Genomic DNA, 17,324 nt, shown 5'->3' on the forward strand with positions numbered 1-17,324 from the left:
TCAGCTGAGATAAACACAATCAACATTTTAACAAATCACACTAATGATAAAGTGGAGTAGACTATAAATAATCATTTAGGTTAAAAATTTACAAATTGTATACATCTCATTGAATAAATTGAAAATAAAAAAGGTGCGAAGTGCACCTTTCTTATAATCGATTAATGACAGTAAAAACATTAAAGCGTTTTAAGCCAAGCTTTTACATCATTACCTAAACTTTTGTGACGCATTGCGTATTGCACAAAAGTTTGAACATAACCTAATTTATTACCGCAATCATGGCTACGACCTTTTATACAATAAGCATCAACCGGATCTTCTTCTAGTAACATTGCAATAGCGTCGGTTAATTGAATTTCACCACCAGCTCCTAAAGGCGTTTTAGCAAGTAATGGCCAGATTTTTTCAGATAATACATAACGTCCTACAACTGATTGATTAGAAGGCGCAGCGTCAATGGTCGGTTTTTCAACTACACTATACATCTGAGCAGTATTGCCTGCTAATAGCGCTTCACCACGACAATCGACAATACCATAAGAAGAGACTAACTCTTTTGGCACTGGTTCGACCATGATTTGACTACGTTTGGTTTCATGATAGTTATTAATCATCGCTGCTAAATTGTCTGTACTAAGATCACTATCATATTCATCAATAATTACATCCGGTAACACGACCGCAAATGGCTCATCGCCAACTAAAGGGTAAGCGCATAATACTGCATGACCAAGCCCTTTAGCTAAACCCTGACGAACACTGGTTATCGTCACATTTTTTGGCAAAATACCTTGCACTTCTTGGAGTAATTGACGTTTAACGCGCGCTTCTAGCATAGCTTCTAATTCAAAACTTGTATCAAAATGATTTTCGATAGAATTTTTTGATGAGTGCGTTACAAAAATAATTTCTGTGATTCCAGCTGAAATACATTCTTTAACGACATATTGAATAAGTGGTCTATCCACAACAGGCAGCATTTCTTTAGGGATGGCTTTAGTCGCAGGCAACATGCGAGTACCAAGTCCTGCAACAGGGATAACTGCTTTTTTTACTTTTCCATTTACTGATGGTTCAAAATTTAGTGTCATTTTATTTCCTTAAAAACAAATTAACTGACAACGCTGTTATAGCTATAAATACTATAACAGCGATTAACAAAGGTATTTTTGATTGGTATAAACTTTAGCATACAAGCAATCGAAATACTCAAATAAATTATTGCTACAAAATTTGATATTAGATAAGCCACTTTGGTTTTAGATTGTAATACAAAATCAGTCAGAACGGTATTAGATATCAATAAAACATCTTAGATTAATCTAAAAATATTTAACAAAATTAGCAAAGGCTTATTTCAGCTTAACAAGCAATAGACACCATTATCGTTTATCTTAAATAAGAACAAATCACCATTTGATGCTAGCGAAAAAATCCAACGATAACCAATGAGAGAATTAGATGATTAATATAAAGTAAGAATGCAACCCAATTTCACAAAAAATTACTCAAATACGATATAAAATAAGGTCAACCAAGCAAAACCTATTATCAGTCGATTAACAAATATCGCAATGAATTTTGTTCTCTCATATAATGCCTATTTATTTATCGATATCTCATTAGACTCAATTAATAAAGGGTTATCTTTATCTTTGGCTAAAGAATCAATAGCAATATAAACAATTTGGCAATTTTGTAAAACTGCTTGTCTAACAACAAATTTTGCTTTGCGATCGCGTTCTTGTTTTTGTGCAGGGCTAATATAAAGATCATCGTAACCATCATCATACAAGGTAGCCCTATCTAATAAACTTTGTGTTCGCCAAAAAGTTTCCTTAGGATAATTACGTGTAAAAATCTGATCGGTTAACTTGCCTTTTATACCTGCATAACTTGAAGATAAATGCTTACTAGCACGACTTTGCGCGATATAAATTGATTGGTAACTTTTTTTATTGGAAGGAAGTAAATTTAACGAAAACTCAACGCCTGCGCGAGTTGAGTATTGGCAATTATGCATAACTGAGGGTGCAGTTCGAAAATTTAATGAACCACACCCAACAAGTAAAAAAAACACGACGAAAATAATAAGACGCTTCATTTTTACTTAAGTATATTCACAAAATAACCGTTTTCACATTTACCTTGCAAATAGACTACTTTGTCTTATTTACATTTTATCGCTAACTTTTTCAGCAGTATTTGAAATAGCTTTACCGCCAGATTGCACATCTTTACCTACACCATTTACTGTATTACATCCAGTAACTAATGTTGTCATTACAAGACCGAACACAATAATTAACATTTTTTGCAACATTTGATACTCCTTTCATTATTTACATTGTTATTTTAGTGTAGCAAATGCTTCTGCCACACGATGAATGTTATGGTGATTTAACCCAGCCACACACATTCTTCCGCTGCCCACCAAATAAACAGCAAAGTTATCTTTTAATTGTGTAACTTGATTTTGGGTAAATCCAGTGTAACTAAACATACCACGTTGTTTAACTAAATAATCAAAATTACGGTCTAACGATTTGTTTTTTAATAATTCAACTAAGGTTGATCGCATTGTCACAATACGATTACGCATTGATGCCACTTCTTTGAACCATAACGCTTTAAGATCATTATTATTTAAAACATAAGACACAAGATGTGCGCCATAAGCTGCTGGACTTGAATAATTACGACGAACGGTCGCTTGAAGTTGCCCAAGCACATGACTTGCGACTTGGCTATTATCACATAAAACCGACAAACCACCAACTCGCTCACCATAAAGGGAAAATGTTTTAGAAAAAGAGTTACTGATAAGTCCACACAATCCTACTTCTGCGGCCTTTCGAAGCGCATATGCATCATCGTCAATATTTTCACCAAAGCCTTGATAAGCAATATCCATAAAAGGGATTAAATCTCGATTTTTTAAAACTGCTATGACTTTATCCCATTGATCGTGCGTTAAATCAGCACCTGTTGGGTTATGGCAGCAAGGATGCAGTAAAACAATGCTTTTAGCCGGTAATTGGTCTAAAGATTGAAGCATAGCATCAAATTTTACGCCACAGGTTTTATCATCGAAATAAGGGTATTGATTGACCTTAAAACCTGCCCCACTAAAAATGGCAATATGATTTTCCCAAGTAGGATCACTTACCCAAACCTGAGAATCTGGAAAATAGCGATATAAGAAATCGGCACCAATTTTTAATGCACCCGATCCACCTAGTGTTTGAATAGTTGCAATTCGCTTATCTTTATAAGCGCTGTGATTTTCACCAAAAAGCAAAACTTGAATAGCTTGACAATAAGCAGGCAATCCACTCATCGGTAAATAAAGTTGCGCACCTTGATTATGCTGATAGATATAATCGCGAGCAGCTTTAATACATGATAATTGTGGGACGACACTGTTTTCATCATAATAGTAGCCAATACTTAAATTGGTCTTGTTTTCTCTATTATCATTATTAAATTCTGCGACCAAAGATAAAATTGGATCGCCCGCATACGAATCGATTTTTTCAAACATATTGACTACCTACTAACACAATCAACACTGACTAATAGTTGTAGATTATTACATCAACTTAATTGTCAATCAATCACTAAATAAAAGTTTAACAACAAATAATTAGAGCGATATTTACTGAGTAAATAAAGGCAAAATATTCATTCTTAAACTATAAAAATAGACCAATCTATACGCAATTAGCTCAATCTATTAGTTATAGTTTATTTATCGTAAGCATTAGCACTTTATGGTGCTAACAGAATATGTCACGCCTATTTAACTGCAATCACTTCAATTTCTACTTTTGCATCTTTAGGTATTTTAGCTACTTGTACGCAAGAGCGTGCCGGAAATGCCGCATTGTTCTCAGTAAAAAATGACTCATAAATAGCATTCACTGCGGCAAAATCATTCATATCTGCTAAAAATATAGTTGTCTTGACAATATTATTGATCTGATAACCCGCAGCTGTCACAATTGCTTTAACATTAGCTAAACTTTGTTTGGTTTGCTCCTCAATAGACGTTGCCATTTGACCAGTAACAGGATCGAGTGGAATTTGCCCAGATGCAAATAACATATTACCTAAATCAACCCCTTGAACATATGGACCAATTGCAGCAGGCGCTTTATCGGTACTAATCACTTTTTTTACCATGTTTGATTTTCTCCTTTTTCATCTTGTCTGGTTAATCATTCATCTCAATACATTCATTTATATTGTCTATTGCCATTTCAACAGTAACCTAATTTACTGTCAAGTTTGTACTTGATTATGATCGTGGGACTTCTGACAAATTTCTGCTATGATAAACATAATTTTTCTATTTATTGAGAGTTAACATGTTTGAGAATTTAACCGACCGTTTATCACAGACATTTCGCAATATCAGTGGGCGTGGGCGTCTGTCTGAAGATAATATTAAAGAAGCACTACGTGATGTGCGCATGGCATTACTTGAGGCCGATGTTGCTTTGCCTGTTGTTCGTGAGTTTATAAATCAAGTTAAACAAAAAGCTGTCGGCTTAGATGTTAGTAAAAGTCTAACACCAGGCCAAGAGTTTATCAAAATAGTCCAAGATGAACTCACTAGTGCCATGGGCGAAGTCAATAGCTCACTGAATTTGGCAACCCAACCCCCAGCTGTGATTTTAATGGCGGGTTTACAAGGTGCAGGTAAAACGACCAGCGTCGCGAAATTAGCGAAGTTTTTAAAAGAAAAACAGAAAAAGAAAGTACTCGTCGTTTCTGCCGATGTCTATCGTCCTGCTGCGATTAAACAATTAGAAACCTTAGCTAAAGCGATTGATGTTGAATTTTTTCCTTCCGATATTAACGAAAAACCAGTCAATATTGTTAATAAAGCAATTAACCATGCTAAATTACAATTCTTTGATGTGCTGATTGTCGATACCGCAGGCCGTTTACATGTCGATAATGACATGATGGACGAAATCAAAGCACTACATCAAGCAATTAATCCAATTGAAACCCTATTTGTGGTTGATGCGATGACGGGTCAAGATGCCGCTAATACAGCTAAAGCTTTTGATGAGGCTCTACCGTTAACCGGTGTTATTTTAACCAAAGTCGATGGTGACGCACGTGGCGGTGCTGCATTATCAATTCGGCATATTACAGGTAAACCAATTAAATTCTTAGGCATGGGTGAAAAAACTGATGCTTTAGAACCATTTTATCCTGACCGTATTGCCTCTCGAATTTTAGGCATGGGCGATGTGATTTCTCTGATTGAAGAGTTACAAAGCAATGTCGATCGAGAAAAAGCAGAAAAAATTGCTAAAAAACTCAAAAAGGGTGACAAATTCGATTTTAACGACTTCCAAGATCAACTCAAGCAGATGCGTAATATGGGTGGAATGGGCGCCATGTTGGCTAAACTACCTGGCGTTGGTCAACTTCCTGATCATATCAAAGCACAGATGGATGATAAAATCACCATCAAGATGGAAGCCATTATTGGATCGATGACACTAAAAGAACGCGCCAATCCTGAAATTATTAAAGGATCGCGTAAACGTCGTATTGCTAATGGTTCGGGTACGCAAGTGCAAGATGTTAACAAACTATTAAAACAGTTTGAAGATATGCAAAAAATGATGAAGAAGATGAAAGGCGGCGGCATGATGAAAATGATGCGCCAAATGAAAGGACTTATGGGCGGGGGAATGGGCTTACCAAGACGCTAATGCGCAATTATTGCAATATATAATTGCGTCTAACCTATTCAATTTTCTAATCTAAACAACACATCGCACCCAATATTAGTTTTGCGATGTGTTTTCTGAGTTAATGACTGGCTTGATCGATTTAATCTTAGCCGGTCGATTCATCGCCAATACGGTTCCTATTGATGAGATAATAATTAACCCAATAGCAAACCATTGATAATGAGTTAATTGCTCATGCAACACTATCAAACCTGAAAATGCTGCAAATACTGGCGATAAACTCATTAGCGTACTAAATGTTTGAGCCGGTAACCTTGGTAGTGCAACCATATCTAAGGCATAAGGTATAGCCGACGCTAATAAAGAAACGACAAAAACTAACGGTAATAAGTCTATCGAAAACATAGCACTGCCACTTTGCCACACACCAATTGGAAATAGCAAAAATGACGCAATAATAGATCCAATTGCAACACTTGATGAACCGTGAATAGCACCTGATTGACGCCCAAAGAGTATATAACATGCCCAACATGCACCGGCGGATAATGCCAACAAAATACCCATCGGATCTAAATCATTGGATGCTTGATGAATCGGTAATAACATCGCTAACCCGACAACCGCAATGGCTAACCAGACAAAATCAGTCAAACGACGGCCAGAAAACATCGCTACCATAATAGGACCGGTTAATTCAATGGCAACAGCAATACCTAACGGAATACGAGCAATAGCATTATAAAAGCTCAAATTCATACAGCCCATTGCAACACCATAGCAAAAAATATATTTGAAAGCTTGTTTGGTTATTGGTTTACGCCAAGGCTTGAAGATAATCGATAACATAACCGATGAAAAAGTCAGTCGCCAAGCGGTCATCCCTTCTGGACCAAGTACAGGGAACAAGTATTTCGCCATAGATGCACTACCTTGAACCGAAATCATCGAAATAAATATTAAAAAAACAGGCCAAGTACGGTTAAACATAAAGTATTACTCTGACAAAATTTGACAATGATTATTCAAATAGTGAATATCAAACAGTTTAAAGAAAACGATGCTGCTCAGCATCAAACACAAACATGCTCAGTCAGCTTAGTTTTCTCTTTTAACAGATAGCAAAGCAAGATCTTGCAGCGCTTTTTTGTAAGGTGAATCAGGTAAAATTGCAATAACATCAAAGGCTTTTTGGGCCTCCTGCTGTGCAGTTTGTAACGTAAATTCGAGAGATCCACAGTCTTGCATAATCTGTAAAATACGATCTAATAAATGTCGCCCATTACCTTGTAAAATAGCTTGACGAATTAATTCAGCATCATCACTGTTGCCAGCATTATGCATAGCATGTAACAACGGTAATGTTGGTTTACCTTCATTAAGATCATCACCTAAATTTTTACCCAATTTTTGATTACTATCAGCACTATAGTCCAATAGATCATCAATAATTTGAAATGCGGTACCTAAAAATTTACCATACTCTTGCAAGGCTAATTCTTGCTGCTCATTAGCGCCAGCTAATACCGCAGCAGAATGGGAGGTGGCTTCAAATAAACGCGCGGTTTTGCGATAAATAACTTCCAAATATTGCTCTTTAGTAATGTTTGGATCATTACAATTAATTAACTGTTGCACTTCACCTTCAGCAATAACATTTGTTGCCGCTGACATGATAGTCAACACTTTAAACGATTCGGTGCGTACCATCATTTGAAATGATCGCGTATAGATATAATCGCCAACTAATACGCTAGCGGCATTACCAAAAAGTGCATTAGCGGTTGATTTTCCACGTCGTAAATCAGATTCATCAACCACATCGTCATGTAGCAATGTCGCTGTATGAATGAATTCAATAAAAGCAGCAGCAATAATGTGTTTATCGCCCTGATAATTAAGCGCCTTAGCAATTAATAATGCGATAACAGGGCGAATACGTTTGCCGCCGCTGCTAATAATATAATTACCTAATTGATTAATTAAAGCGACATCAGAGCTAAGCTCTGCCTGTATTGCTGCGTTAACTTTTACTAAGTCATCTTTTATAAGATCGAGAATTTGATTCATTGATGGATTATTCATCAGCCTAACCGCTAAAAACAATAGAAATTTATTGACTATTATCTGATAAATCTTTTTGTGCAACAAGTTATTGATATATCATCTTTAAAAAAAAACTACAAATGATAAGCATTTTCATTTAAAATACCATCCTTAAGTAAAAAATGATAATTGTTATGAAGATTAACTTTGATATTGATATCAATACTGAAAAAGATCCGCAAATTGTTGCTCAGAAAAAGCCGAAAGGTACTTATTTATTTACCTCCCTTTCGGTCGCTTCACACTTATGCTTATTCGCCTTATTATTTAGCTCTGCACTATTTGCCAAAGATATCATTGTTGAAGAAGGAGACAACTCAATCAAAGCTGTGATGGTTGATTTATCACAATTAGCAGCGCCTGAACAATCTTTAGTTGAAGACAAACCTGAAATAAAAGGTGACAATAACAGTGATGTTATCGACAATAAACCTATTGAAGAAACACCAATAGAACCAGTTGTTGAGCCAGAAGTTATTGAAGAAAAAAAACCAGAGCCAGAACCCGTTAAAATACCAGATAAACCAGTTATCACACCTGAAAAAGAGGTGGTAAAGCCACAACCCAAACCAAAGAAAAAACCACAACCGACACAAAAATCATCACAACAACAAGTTAGACAAGAAGTTGCAAGTGAAAATATGGCTAGCACTTCGGTCGCACCTAAAATATCGGATAATCGCCAATATTCGGCAAGCGCTTCTCCAATTAGTCGAAATCAACCAGAATACCCTAGACGAGCACTCGATATGCGTTTAGAAGGATATGTCATTGCTATGTTTGATGTTAATAGCGAAGGGCGTGTTGAAAATATCAGAATTATTGAAGCTCAACCCAATAATATTTTTAACCGATCGGTAATTAATGCCATGAAGACATGGAAATACAAACCTATTGCTGCACAAAATTTAAAAATCAAAATTGTATTTAATCGGGATAAATCAATTAATTTAGACTAATAATCAAACGCTAGACTATATACAATTCATTAACAATAATTAAACTAAAAGCCATAATCTTTTTAAACAATGATTATGGCACTTTTTATCACTCAATAACCGATGCTTTATTGGCCATCAGCTTTTCAATTTCACTAGGCTCTTTAGGTACAGCAGAAGTGAGCACTTCGTTACCCGATGAAGTAATTAAAATATTATCTTCAATACGAATCCCAATCCCTTTATATTGATCAGGTACATCGGCATTTTGGTTAATATATAATCCTGGTTCAACAGTCAACACCATACCTGGTTTTAAAAGATAAAGGCGATCACTTCCTACATCGTGAACATCAATGCCTAACCAATGCCCTAAACCATGCATATAAAATTCAGTATACGCCTTATCAGCGATCAATTTATCCACATCGCCTTGCATAATACCTAATTTTACCAATCCCTCGACCATAATTTTAATCACGGTCTGATTAACTTGGTTAATTGAGTTTCCGGGTTTTAAGAGCTTAATTGCGGCATATTGTGATGCCAGAACAATATCATAAATTTCACGTTGAGCCTGACTAAATTTACCGTTTATAGGGAATGTTCGCGTAATATCACCCGCATAATGCTGATACTCACATCCCGCATCAATGAGTACCAAATCACCCTCTTTCAATGGTGCACTATTATTTTCGTAGTGTAAGATACAGCCATTATTACCGCTTCCAACAATAGTATTATAAGCAGGATATCGGGCACCATGACACGCGAATTCATATAAAATTTCTGCCTCTAAGTGATACTCATACAAGTTTGGCTTACATTTTTGCATAGCCCTTCGGTGAGCTTGAGCACTGATATCACAAGCCTGCCGTAAAATATTTATCTCAAAATCTGATTTAAACATTCGCATTTTATGCACAACAGGCCGCCAATCACTGATTGAAATTGGTTTTAAACCAGTGGATTTACCTTCTTTGATTAAAGCTCGTAATGCTTTTTTAATAATCTTATCCGCGTATTGATACTGCTCATCGGCATAATAAACGATATCTTTTCCCTTCAAGATTTTAGGTAAATTAGCATTAATGCTATCAAAACAATAAGCCTCATCGACCCAAACTGTGTCTAAAGCAAGCGCTTGCCCTAAACGATAACCGGTCCATGTTTCAGCTAAAGGATCTTTTTTTCGATTAAATAAGACATAACGTGCCTGATTATCATGTTGTTTAATTACTACAAAAACCGCTTCTGGCTCATTAAAACAAGTAAAATACCAAAAATCACTATTTTGCCGATAAGGGTAATGCGTATCGTTACTTCGAACAACTTCTGGCGCTGCAAAGAAAAGTGCCACACTATTGGTTGCCATTTTAGCAAGTAATGTTTCACGACGATTACACAGTTCAGTTTTAATATCTGTATCTATCATTTTAATGATCCTAAAAAGAAATGATTATTCCAATTAATGAATAGTCGGTACAATATCTGATTCATTAAATTCATCGTAGCACAACATTGAGGTGATACGGACATACTCTTTAATTTCTTCAAAAGCAAAACCAAGTTCTTGCTGATCCTCATTTTCATCATAACCAAGCTTGACTATTTGACGTAAATCATAAATCGCTTCGCCAACATCACCTTTTAATCGGTTAATCGTTGGTTGAACTAAACCTATTCCCAGTAAAAAATGATTAACCCAACCAACTAATTCATCGATCTGCGAAAACAGATCATGCTCACTAAGTAATAACTCAAACTCAAAATTTTCATTAGAAAATTGCTGTTTGGTTAAATCATAAAGCTTTTTAATTTGTTGCTCTAATGGTTCTGCAATCGCCTCTCCATTATTTAACATATCCTTGACTAATGGACGCCAACTTTCATCATGATTACCACCCGCTAAAATCCCGGATATAAAACCATGTAATTCAGCAGCATTAATCCCAATGTTACATTCGATTAATTGACGATTTAATTCGTCATAGTTAATAGTATCAGTCATTACCCCACCCTGATCTTGTCACGTCAATAAAATGCACCCTGCACTTTCACTAATAATTAGTATATAATTCATACCTAGTTATAAATAATAAACAGGTTACCAAGCTTTATAAAGGAATTATTTTGAACATTGCAAGTTTATTCATCAAATTTCCCCTGCTATTTATCACGTTTGCTTTAACATTAACAGCCTGTAGTTCATGGTCATCAAACAAAGGTGTTATTATTCTCGATCTACGTGATAAAACCCATACCTATGTAAAAAGCCAAGATTTACCAAACCATTATAAATTAGGAACGAGTGAACAAGAACTGCAACGATTTGAAACATTCTGTGAGCAAGAAATTAAAATTTCAAAGCATGATGGTAGCGAAGAGGCCGTTTTTGAAAACATTAAACATGGTGTTCATGGGCAAGTTGAATTCAAAAAGTGTAGTGATAAGATCACTCGAATTTACCAATATTGATAAAATATGACTAATCTTGAGGTATTACTAAAAATAATATTAACTGTTTCAAAGTTATATTAAATCTTACTGGCGTTTCTGGCAGTTTTTATTTATATTGTTCGCGTAAATGATAATATTTTTGGGAGTAAAAATAACTATGTACAAGCAAGATGTCACAATTACTGCATCGAATGGTCTTCATACCCGTCCTGCTGCACAATTTGTCAAAGAAGCAAAAAACTTTAACTCTGAAATTACAGTTACATCCAATGGTAAGAGCGCAAGTGCTAAAAGTTTATTTAAATTACAAACTTTAGGATTAACACAAGGAACAACAATTACAATTTCTGCTGAAGGCGAAGATGAAAAAGAAGCAGTACATCATCTAGTAAAATTAATTCCAGAATTAGAATAATAACTCCCAATTAGCTATGAACAGTTTTAAAATTGAATAAGGATTAAATGTTATGGTATCAGGTATACTTGTTTCTCCCGGTATCGCTTTTGCAAAAGCGTTATTATTAAAAGAAGAGCCTATTGTTATTAATAATAAACAAATTCTTGATAACAAAATCGATGCAGAAATTGAACGTTTTAAAGAAGCTCGTCAAAAGTCTAGCGAGCAACTTAACGCTATCATGGAACGAGCTAAATCAACATTAGGTGAAGATAAAGCGGCTATCTTTGAAGGTCATATTATGCTTCTTGAAGATGAAGATCTTGAACAAGAAGTTATTTCACGAATCGAAAGTAAACACTCAAGCGCCGATGCGGCAGTACAATCTGTATTTGAAGCACAAGCAAAAGAGCTTGAAAATTTAGACGATGAATATCTAAAAGAACGTGCAGCAGACATTCGTGATATTGGTAAACGATTACTAAAAAATATTTTAGGCATCGAAATTGTCGATTTAAGTGCAATAAGCCAACCTTGTATTTTAGTTGCAACGGATCTTACACCCTCTGAAACCGCTCAATTAAATTTAGAAATGGTGTTAGGCTTCATCACTGATGCAGGTGGACGCACTTCACACACATCAATCATGGCTCGTTCATTAGAAATTCCAGCAATCGTGGGGACATCTAATGCAACACAAGAAATCAAACAAGGTGATTTTGTAATTTTAGATGCCATCAACAATGCAATTTACATCAATCCGGATCATTCAACTCAAGAAAAGCTAAAACAAGTTCAAGCAAAATATCTTGCCGACAAAGAAGAACTCGCTAAATTGAAAGATTTACCAGCTGTTACCCTTGATGGGCATCAAGTGGAAATTTGTGGCAATATTGGTACCGTACGCGATATCGCTGGTGCAGAACGTAATGGTTATGAAGGTGTTGGTCTTTATCGTACTGAATTTTTATTCATGGATCGTGAAAGTTATCCTGATGAAGAAGAACAATTTAAAGCGTATAAAGAAGTAGCACAAGCCACTAATGGTTTATCTGTCATCGTCCGTACTATGGATATTGGTGGTGATAAAGATGTTCCTTATATGCATCTTCCAAAAGAAGAGAATCCATTCCTAGGCTGGCGAGCGATTCGTATTTGCTTAGATAGAAAAGAAATACTTCATGCTCAGTTGCGCGCTATTTTACGTGCATCAGCATTTGGTAAACTCCGCATTATGTTCCCAATGATTATTTCTGTTGAAGAAATTCGTTTATTAAAATCAGAAATCAATATTCTAAAAGAACAATTAAATGCAGAAGGTAAAGCATTCGATAAAAATATCGAAATTGGTGTCATGATTGAAACGCCAGCTGCTGCGGTAATTGCACATCATTTAGCGAAAGAAGTTGATTTCTTTAGTATTGGTACTAATGATCTAACACAATATACATTAGCCGTTGATCGTGGTAATGAGCTTATTTCACACCTTTATAATCCACTTTCACCATCGGTATTAACTTTAATTAAGAAAGTTATCGATGCGTCTCACCAAGAAGGTAAATGGACAGGTATGTGTGGTGAGCTTGCTGGTGATGAAAGAGCCACTATCTTATTACTTGGTATGGGGCTTGATGAATTCAGTATGAGTGCGGTATCTATTCCGAAAATTAAAAAATTAATTCGTAATACTAATTACCAAGAAGCGAAAAAATTTGCAGATACAGCATTAGAAAAAGCAACAGCTAAAGAAATTCTTGATTTAATACAAACTTATACCGCTGAAAAGCAAATTTGTTAGGAGACAACGATGGGACTGTTCGATAAAATAAAGCAATTTGTGTCCGATGATAGTAAAAATAGCATCGAAATTATTGCGCCACTAAGTGGTGAAATTGTCAAAATCGAAGATGTACCTGATGTGGTTTTTGCTGAAAAAATTGTCGGTGATGGTGTTGCAATCAAACCTTCTGGGAATAAAATTGTTGCGCCATTAAGTGGTAAAATTGGCAAAATCTTCGAGACCAATCATGCTTTCGCCATCGAATCAGACGAAGGTATTGAGCTTTTTGTGCATTTTGGTATTGATACAGTAGAACTTAAAGGTGAAGGTTTTACACGTATAGCTGAAGAAGGTCAGCAAGTTAAAGTAGGTGATACAATTATAGAGATTGATTTACCATTACTGGAAAGTAAAGCAAAATCAGTCTTAACACCGGTTGTCATTTCCAACATGGAAACCATTGCCGAACTAACTAAATTATCGGGCACTGTCGAAGCAGGAAAAACACCAATAATGCGAGTTAAGAAGTAATTACTTATCTTGTTAGCTATAAAAAAAACCTTCAGTCCAAAAACTGAAGGTTTTTTATTGATTCAACTATATTGAATCAATAAAATCAGATTAACGCCACTTTTTATACTGATTAATTAAGTTATTGGTTGATTGGTCGTGAGAACTTACCGGCTTATCATCAGCCAATTCAGGTAAAATTCGACCCGCTAACTGCTTGCCAAGTTCAACGCCCCATTGATCAAAACTAAATATATTAAGGATAACACCTTGTGTGAAGATTTTATGTTCATACATCGCAACTAATGCACCGAGAGTATAAGGCGTAATTTTTTTCACTAAAATTGAATTAGTCGGTTTGTTACCTTCAAATACTTTAAATGGCACAACGGATTTAACTTCATCTAAACGTTTACCTGCTGCAATAAACTCTTGTTCAACTTGCTGCGCTGTCTTACCAAAAGCCAATGCTTCTGTTTGAGCAAAAAAGTTAGATAACAATTTTGGATGATGGTCCCCAACCGGATTATGGCTGATAGCTGGTGCGATAAAATCACAAGGGATGAGCTTAGTACCTTGATGAATGAGTTGATAAAACGCATGTTGCCCATTGGTTCCTGGTTCACCCCAAATGATTGGACCAGTCGTATACGTTGTTTTATTACCATTACGATCAACACTTTTACCATTTGACTCCATATTTCCTTGTTGAAAATAAGCAGCAAAGCGATGCATATATTGATCATAAGGTAAAATAGCTTCGGTTTCAGCACCACAAAAGTTATTGTACCAAAGCCCTATTAACGCGAGTAATGCAGGAATATTTTTATCAATTGGCGCACTTTGGAAATGTTTATCCATAGCATGACCGCCAGCTAAAAATTGTTTGAAATTATCAAATCCAATGGATAAAACAATCGATAACCCGATTGCTGACCACGATGAGTATCGCCCACCGACCCAGTCCCAAAATTCAAACATATTTGCCGTATCAATGCCGAATTTTTCAACTTCTTTGGCGTTAGTTGATAACGCGACAAAATGTAATGCAACCGCTTTATCATCTTTTGCAGCATCAAGTAACCATTTACGTGCAGTTTGCGCGTTGGTCATGGTCTCTTGGGTAGTAAACGTTTTAGATGCAACTAAAAATAAGGTTGTTTCAGGATTTAATCCTTTGAGCGCTTCAACAATATGCGTACCGTCAACATTCGATACAAAATGCATGGTTAAATGATTTTTATAAGGGCGTAAAGCTTCTGTAATCATATGTGGACCAAGATCCGAACCACCAATACCAATATTGACAACATCGGTAATTGCTTTACCGGTATAACCTTTCCACTCACCGCTAATCACTTTTTTACTGAATGACGCCATTTTTGCCAGTACGGCATTAACATCATCCATGACATTTTTTCCATCGACATAGATCGGGTTATTTTCTACATTACGCAATGCTACATGTAAAACAGCACGGTTTTCAGTACGGTTAATTTTTTCACCACTATACATCGCTTTAATTGCGCTATTTAAATCACATTCTTGCGCCAATTTGTAGAGAATGTCCAATGTCTCTTGTGTCACACGATTTTTTGATAAATCGACCAAAAATTCATCTTCAAATGGAATACTGAGTTTTTTAACACGATTAGGTTCATCTTTTAAGATCTGTGCAATAGTTTTATTATGGTGTTTTTGGTAGCTTGTTTGCAGTGACTTCCAAGCGGAAGTAGTAGTTGGATCAATTGACTTTAACATAATAAATTCCTTAAATAATATAGCATTACTAACCATAATATAACTATGACTAACATGATGCAAGATAAGGATCTTTTATCTTTTATTTTTAAATTAATCACGCTAAAAATTTATAAAAAGCGCTATCTAATGGTCCTTTCAAACAATTTTTCAATCTTCCTTCTGCAACATTGTCTTCTGACTTGGCTTACCAAATATTCAGTTTTTGGGTTGCGAAGTTCGGGAAGTTCTTGTACTGAGTTTGACAGCGTTCTTAATGGGGATCAAATACCACAAAATCGGTGACACCACCGGCTACCTATCATCCCTTTGCCCCATGCGCCGACTTTTTGCAGTATTTTACTAAACTTACTTGCCTTCACTATAGGTATATACAAGATAACAAATTGACTCATGCCATTAGTTAACGCGCCAGCGATGAAACCTAAGTGAGGTGTATGGAAATTTAGCGTTTCACCAATCGATTTATCATGGATAATTTCTGCATAGACCCGAGGTAAAAAAACGGAAATACCCAATTAATTAAGGTGCTATCCCATAAAAATCAAAGTTGTTTTCTACCCATCTCGTATCCCACCCAATGACAGAAAAATTCAATTTATAAAATAGACATCAAACGACATTACATAGATAGTGAATGATTAACACCAAACCAGTTAATTTATTACTATTTCTTTAAATGAAGACATGATTTATTTTCACTTAATCATCAATAGTTAAATTACGTGTGGTTAAATCATATGGTGTTAATTGATAAACGTAATAGTTCAGCCAATTACTAAATAATAAATAAGCATGGCTACGCCATGTCGCTTTAGGGGCTAACTCAGGATTATTGTCAGGAAAATAGTTATAAGGTATTTGTGGATTAATACCGGCTTTTAAATCACGAAAATATTCATTAGCTAACGTGAAAGAATCATATTCCGGATGGCCAGTCACAAACGCCATACGTTTATCGGCTGTTGCCATTAAATATGGTCCGGTTATCTCAGATTCTGCCAAAATGGTTAAATCAGTGTAATGTTTAATTTTATCAACAGGAAAATCAGCATAACGCGAATGAGGGGCTAAGAAAGTATCGTCAAAACCGCGTGTTAAAATGGCATTAGGCTGAGCGATTTGGTGCTGATAAACCCCAGATAGTTTTTGGGTGCGTGTAAATTTTGGCAAATCATATAAAACATTTAACGCTGCTTGTACCGCCCAACAAACAAATAAGGTGGAAGTCACATGATCTTTCGCCCATTTGATAATTTCAGTCAATTTAGGCCAATAAACAACATCTGAAAATGCAACTTTGCCTAATGGCGCACCGGTAATAATAAGCCCATCAAAATTCTGATCTTTTATATTATCAAAATCACAATAAAAACTATTTAAATGCTCAGCCGGTGTATTTTTTGATTCGCGTTGATCAATACGTAATAGCTGGATATTAACTTGTAAAGATGAGTTGGAAAGTAAGCGTAAAAATTGATTTTCAGTCTCGATTTTTTTAGGCATTAAATTAAGAAAAAGAAGCTTGAGTGGACGAATTTCTTGAGTATTGGCCCGAGATGAAGTCATAACAAATACATTTTCATTACGTAATACATCAACCGCAGGTAATGAGTCAGGAATACAAATTGGCATAACAAAAGCTCCTA

The 17,324-nt window shown here is 35.6% G+C and carries 18 protein-coding genes; 6 read left to right on the plus strand and 12 right to left on the minus strand.

From position 1 onward, the window contains the following. Positions 1–179 precede the first annotated feature (179 nt). The 5 genes from galU to J3U66_RS10205 all read right to left on the minus strand — a co-directional run bounded on the left by galU (position 180) and on the right by J3U66_RS10205 (position 4,188). Positions 180–1,094: a UTP--glucose-1-phosphate uridylyltransferase GalU gene (galU, locus tag J3U66_RS10185; protein WP_065634107.1), complete on the minus strand. Its 915-nt coding sequence runs from the start codon at positions 1,092–1,094 to the stop codon at positions 180–182. 509 nt (positions 1,095–1,603) lie between these two features. Beyond that, complete coding sequence (locus J3U66_RS10190; protein WP_267348882.1) at positions 1,604–2,107, minus strand: hypothetical protein; 504 nt, start codon at positions 2,105–2,107, stop codon at positions 1,604–1,606. A 69-nt stretch (positions 2,108–2,176) separates the two neighbouring features. Then, a complete protein-coding gene (locus J3U66_RS10195; RefSeq protein WP_081297505.1) occupies positions 2,177–2,326 on the minus strand; it encodes an entericidin A/B family lipoprotein in 150 nt (49 codons plus the stop codon). A 27-nt stretch (positions 2,327–2,353) separates the two neighbouring features. After that, the gene (locus J3U66_RS10200; RefSeq protein WP_267344542.1) at positions 2,354–3,547 is read right to left on the minus strand and encodes an aromatic amino acid transaminase; all 1,194 of its coding nucleotides are present in this window, start codon (positions 3,545–3,547) and stop codon (positions 2,354–2,356) included. A gap of 254 nt (positions 3,548–3,801) precedes the next feature. Continuing rightward, a complete protein-coding gene (locus J3U66_RS10205) occupies positions 3,802–4,188 on the minus strand; it encodes a RidA family protein (protein WP_065634104.1) in 387 nt (128 codons plus the stop codon). 185 nt (positions 4,189–4,373) lie between these two features. Here J3U66_RS10205 and ffh point away from each other — a divergent pair, with 185 nt between their 5' ends. Further along, on the plus strand, positions 4,374–5,741 hold the full coding sequence (gene ffh, locus J3U66_RS10210) for a signal recognition particle protein (RefSeq protein ID WP_267348883.1): 1,368 nt from the start codon (positions 4,374–4,376) through the stop codon (positions 5,739–5,741). 75 nt (positions 5,742–5,816) lie between these two features. On the opposite strand, the gene J3U66_RS10215 is transcribed toward ffh, so the two are convergent. After that, positions 5,817–6,713, minus strand: a complete 897-nt coding sequence (locus J3U66_RS10215) for an EamA family transporter (protein WP_267334148.1) — start codon at positions 6,711–6,713, stop codon at positions 5,817–5,819. Positions 6,714–6,821: 108 nt separating this feature from the next. Beyond that, a complete protein-coding gene (gene ispB, locus J3U66_RS10220) occupies positions 6,822–7,808 on the minus strand; it encodes an octaprenyl diphosphate synthase (RefSeq protein WP_267334147.1) in 987 nt (328 codons plus the stop codon). A 155-nt stretch (positions 7,809–7,963) separates the two neighbouring features. On the opposite strand from ispB, the gene J3U66_RS10225 reads away from it, so the two are divergent. Beyond that, complete coding sequence (locus J3U66_RS10225) at positions 7,964–8,788, plus strand: TonB family protein (RefSeq protein ID WP_267344540.1); 825 nt, start codon at positions 7,964–7,966, stop codon at positions 8,786–8,788. Between the two features lie 88 nt (positions 8,789–8,876). On the opposite strand, the gene pepP is transcribed toward J3U66_RS10225, so the two are convergent. Together pepP and J3U66_RS10235 are read right to left on the minus strand one after the other, a co-directional pair. Continuing rightward, complete coding sequence (gene pepP / locus J3U66_RS10230) at positions 8,877–10,202, minus strand: Xaa-Pro aminopeptidase (protein ID WP_267334145.1); 1,326 nt, start codon at positions 10,200–10,202, stop codon at positions 8,877–8,879. Between the two features lie 33 nt (positions 10,203–10,235). Continuing rightward, a complete protein-coding gene (locus tag J3U66_RS10235) occupies positions 10,236–10,778 on the minus strand; it encodes a UPF0149 family protein (RefSeq protein ID WP_267334144.1) in 543 nt (180 codons plus the stop codon). Between the two features lie 122 nt (positions 10,779–10,900). On the opposite strand from J3U66_RS10235, the gene J3U66_RS10240 reads away from it, so the two are divergent. From J3U66_RS10240 to crr, 4 genes are all read left to right on the plus strand, one after another. Then, positions 10,901–11,245: a hypothetical protein gene (locus tag J3U66_RS10240; RefSeq protein ID WP_267334143.1), complete on the plus strand. Its 345-nt coding sequence runs from the start codon at positions 10,901–10,903 to the stop codon at positions 11,243–11,245. 139 nt (positions 11,246–11,384) lie between these two features. Then, entirely contained in the window at positions 11,385–11,642 is a 258-nt protein-coding gene (gene ptsH, locus J3U66_RS10245; RefSeq protein WP_065634096.1) for a phosphocarrier protein Hpr, read from the plus strand. Between the two features lie 52 nt (positions 11,643–11,694). Next, positions 11,695–13,422, plus strand: a complete 1,728-nt coding sequence (gene ptsI, locus J3U66_RS10250) for a phosphoenolpyruvate-protein phosphotransferase PtsI (RefSeq protein WP_267334142.1) — start codon at positions 11,695–11,697, stop codon at positions 13,420–13,422. Positions 13,423–13,431: 9 nt separating this feature from the next. Further along, positions 13,432–13,935, plus strand: a complete 504-nt coding sequence (gene crr / locus J3U66_RS10255; RefSeq protein ID WP_065634094.1) for a PTS glucose transporter subunit IIA — start codon at positions 13,432–13,434, stop codon at positions 13,933–13,935. 90 nt (positions 13,936–14,025) lie between these two features. Here crr and pgi read toward each other — a convergent pair whose 3' ends face one another. The 3 genes from pgi to metA all read right to left on the minus strand — a co-directional run bounded on the left by pgi (position 14,026) and on the right by metA (position 17,310). Continuing rightward, the gene (gene pgi, locus J3U66_RS10260; RefSeq protein ID WP_267348885.1) at positions 14,026–15,675 is read right to left on the minus strand and encodes a glucose-6-phosphate isomerase; all 1,650 of its coding nucleotides are present in this window, start codon (positions 15,673–15,675) and stop codon (positions 14,026–14,028) included. 263 nt (positions 15,676–15,938) lie between these two features. Beyond that, positions 15,939–16,193 carry a hypothetical protein gene (locus J3U66_RS10265; RefSeq protein ID WP_267334140.1) on the minus strand — a complete coding sequence of 85 codons (255 nt, stop codon included), beginning with the start codon at positions 16,191–16,193 and terminating at the stop codon, positions 15,939–15,941. A gap of 184 nt (positions 16,194–16,377) precedes the next feature. Continuing rightward, positions 16,378–17,310: a homoserine O-acetyltransferase MetA gene (metA, locus tag J3U66_RS10270; RefSeq protein ID WP_267334139.1), complete on the minus strand. Its 933-nt coding sequence runs from the start codon at positions 17,308–17,310 to the stop codon at positions 16,378–16,380. Positions 17,311–17,324 lie beyond the last annotated feature (14 nt).

The sequence above is a fragment of the Gilliamella sp. B2969 genome, assembly GCF_026536195.1.
GTDB lineage: Bacteria > Pseudomonadota > Gammaproteobacteria > Enterobacterales > Orbaceae > Gilliamella.

Coding starts and splice junctions, on each gene's coding strand:
- galU (WP_065634107.1), bottom strand. CDS start 1,094: ATGACACTAAATTTTGAACCATCAGTAAATGGAAAAGTAAAAAAAGCA.
- J3U66_RS10190 (WP_267348882.1), bottom strand. CDS start 2,107: ATGAAGCGTCTTATTATTTTCGTCGTGTTTTTTTTACTTGTTGGGTGT.
- J3U66_RS10195 (WP_081297505.1), bottom strand. CDS start 2,326: ATGTTGCAAAAAATGTTAATTATTGTGTTCGGTCTTGTAATGACAACA.
- J3U66_RS10200 (WP_267344542.1), bottom strand. CDS start 3,547: ATGTTTGAAAAAATCGATTCGTATGCGGGCGATCCAATTTTATCTTTG.
- J3U66_RS10205 (WP_065634104.1), bottom strand. CDS start 4,188: ATGGTAAAAAAAGTGATTAGTACCGATAAAGCGCCTGCTGCAATTGGT.
- ffh (WP_267348883.1), top strand. CDS start 4,374: ATGTTTGAGAATTTAACCGACCGTTTATCACAGACATTTCGCAATATC.
- J3U66_RS10215 (WP_267334148.1), bottom strand. CDS start 6,713: ATGTTTAACCGTACTTGGCCTGTTTTTTTAATATTTATTTCGATGATT.
- ispB (WP_267334147.1), bottom strand. CDS start 7,808: ATGAATAATCCATCAATGAATCAAATTCTCGATCTTATAAAAGATGAC.
- J3U66_RS10225 (WP_267344540.1), top strand. CDS start 7,964: ATGAAGATTAACTTTGATATTGATATCAATACTGAAAAAGATCCGCAA.
- pepP (WP_267334145.1), bottom strand. CDS start 10,202: ATGATAGATACAGATATTAAAACTGAACTGTGTAATCGTCGTGAAACA.
- J3U66_RS10235 (WP_267334144.1), bottom strand. CDS start 10,778: ATGACTGATACTATTAACTATGACGAATTAAATCGTCAATTAATCGAA.
- ptsH (WP_065634096.1), top strand. CDS start 11,385: ATGTACAAGCAAGATGTCACAATTACTGCATCGAATGGTCTTCATACC.
- ptsI (WP_267334142.1), top strand. CDS start 11,695: ATGGTATCAGGTATACTTGTTTCTCCCGGTATCGCTTTTGCAAAAGCG.
- crr (WP_065634094.1), top strand. CDS start 13,432: ATGGGACTGTTCGATAAAATAAAGCAATTTGTGTCCGATGATAGTAAA.
- pgi (WP_267348885.1), bottom strand. CDS start 15,675: ATGTTAAAGTCAATTGATCCAACTACTACTTCCGCTTGGAAGTCACTG.
- metA (WP_267334139.1), bottom strand. CDS start 17,310: ATGCCAATTTGTATTCCTGACTCATTACCTGCGGTTGATGTATTACGT.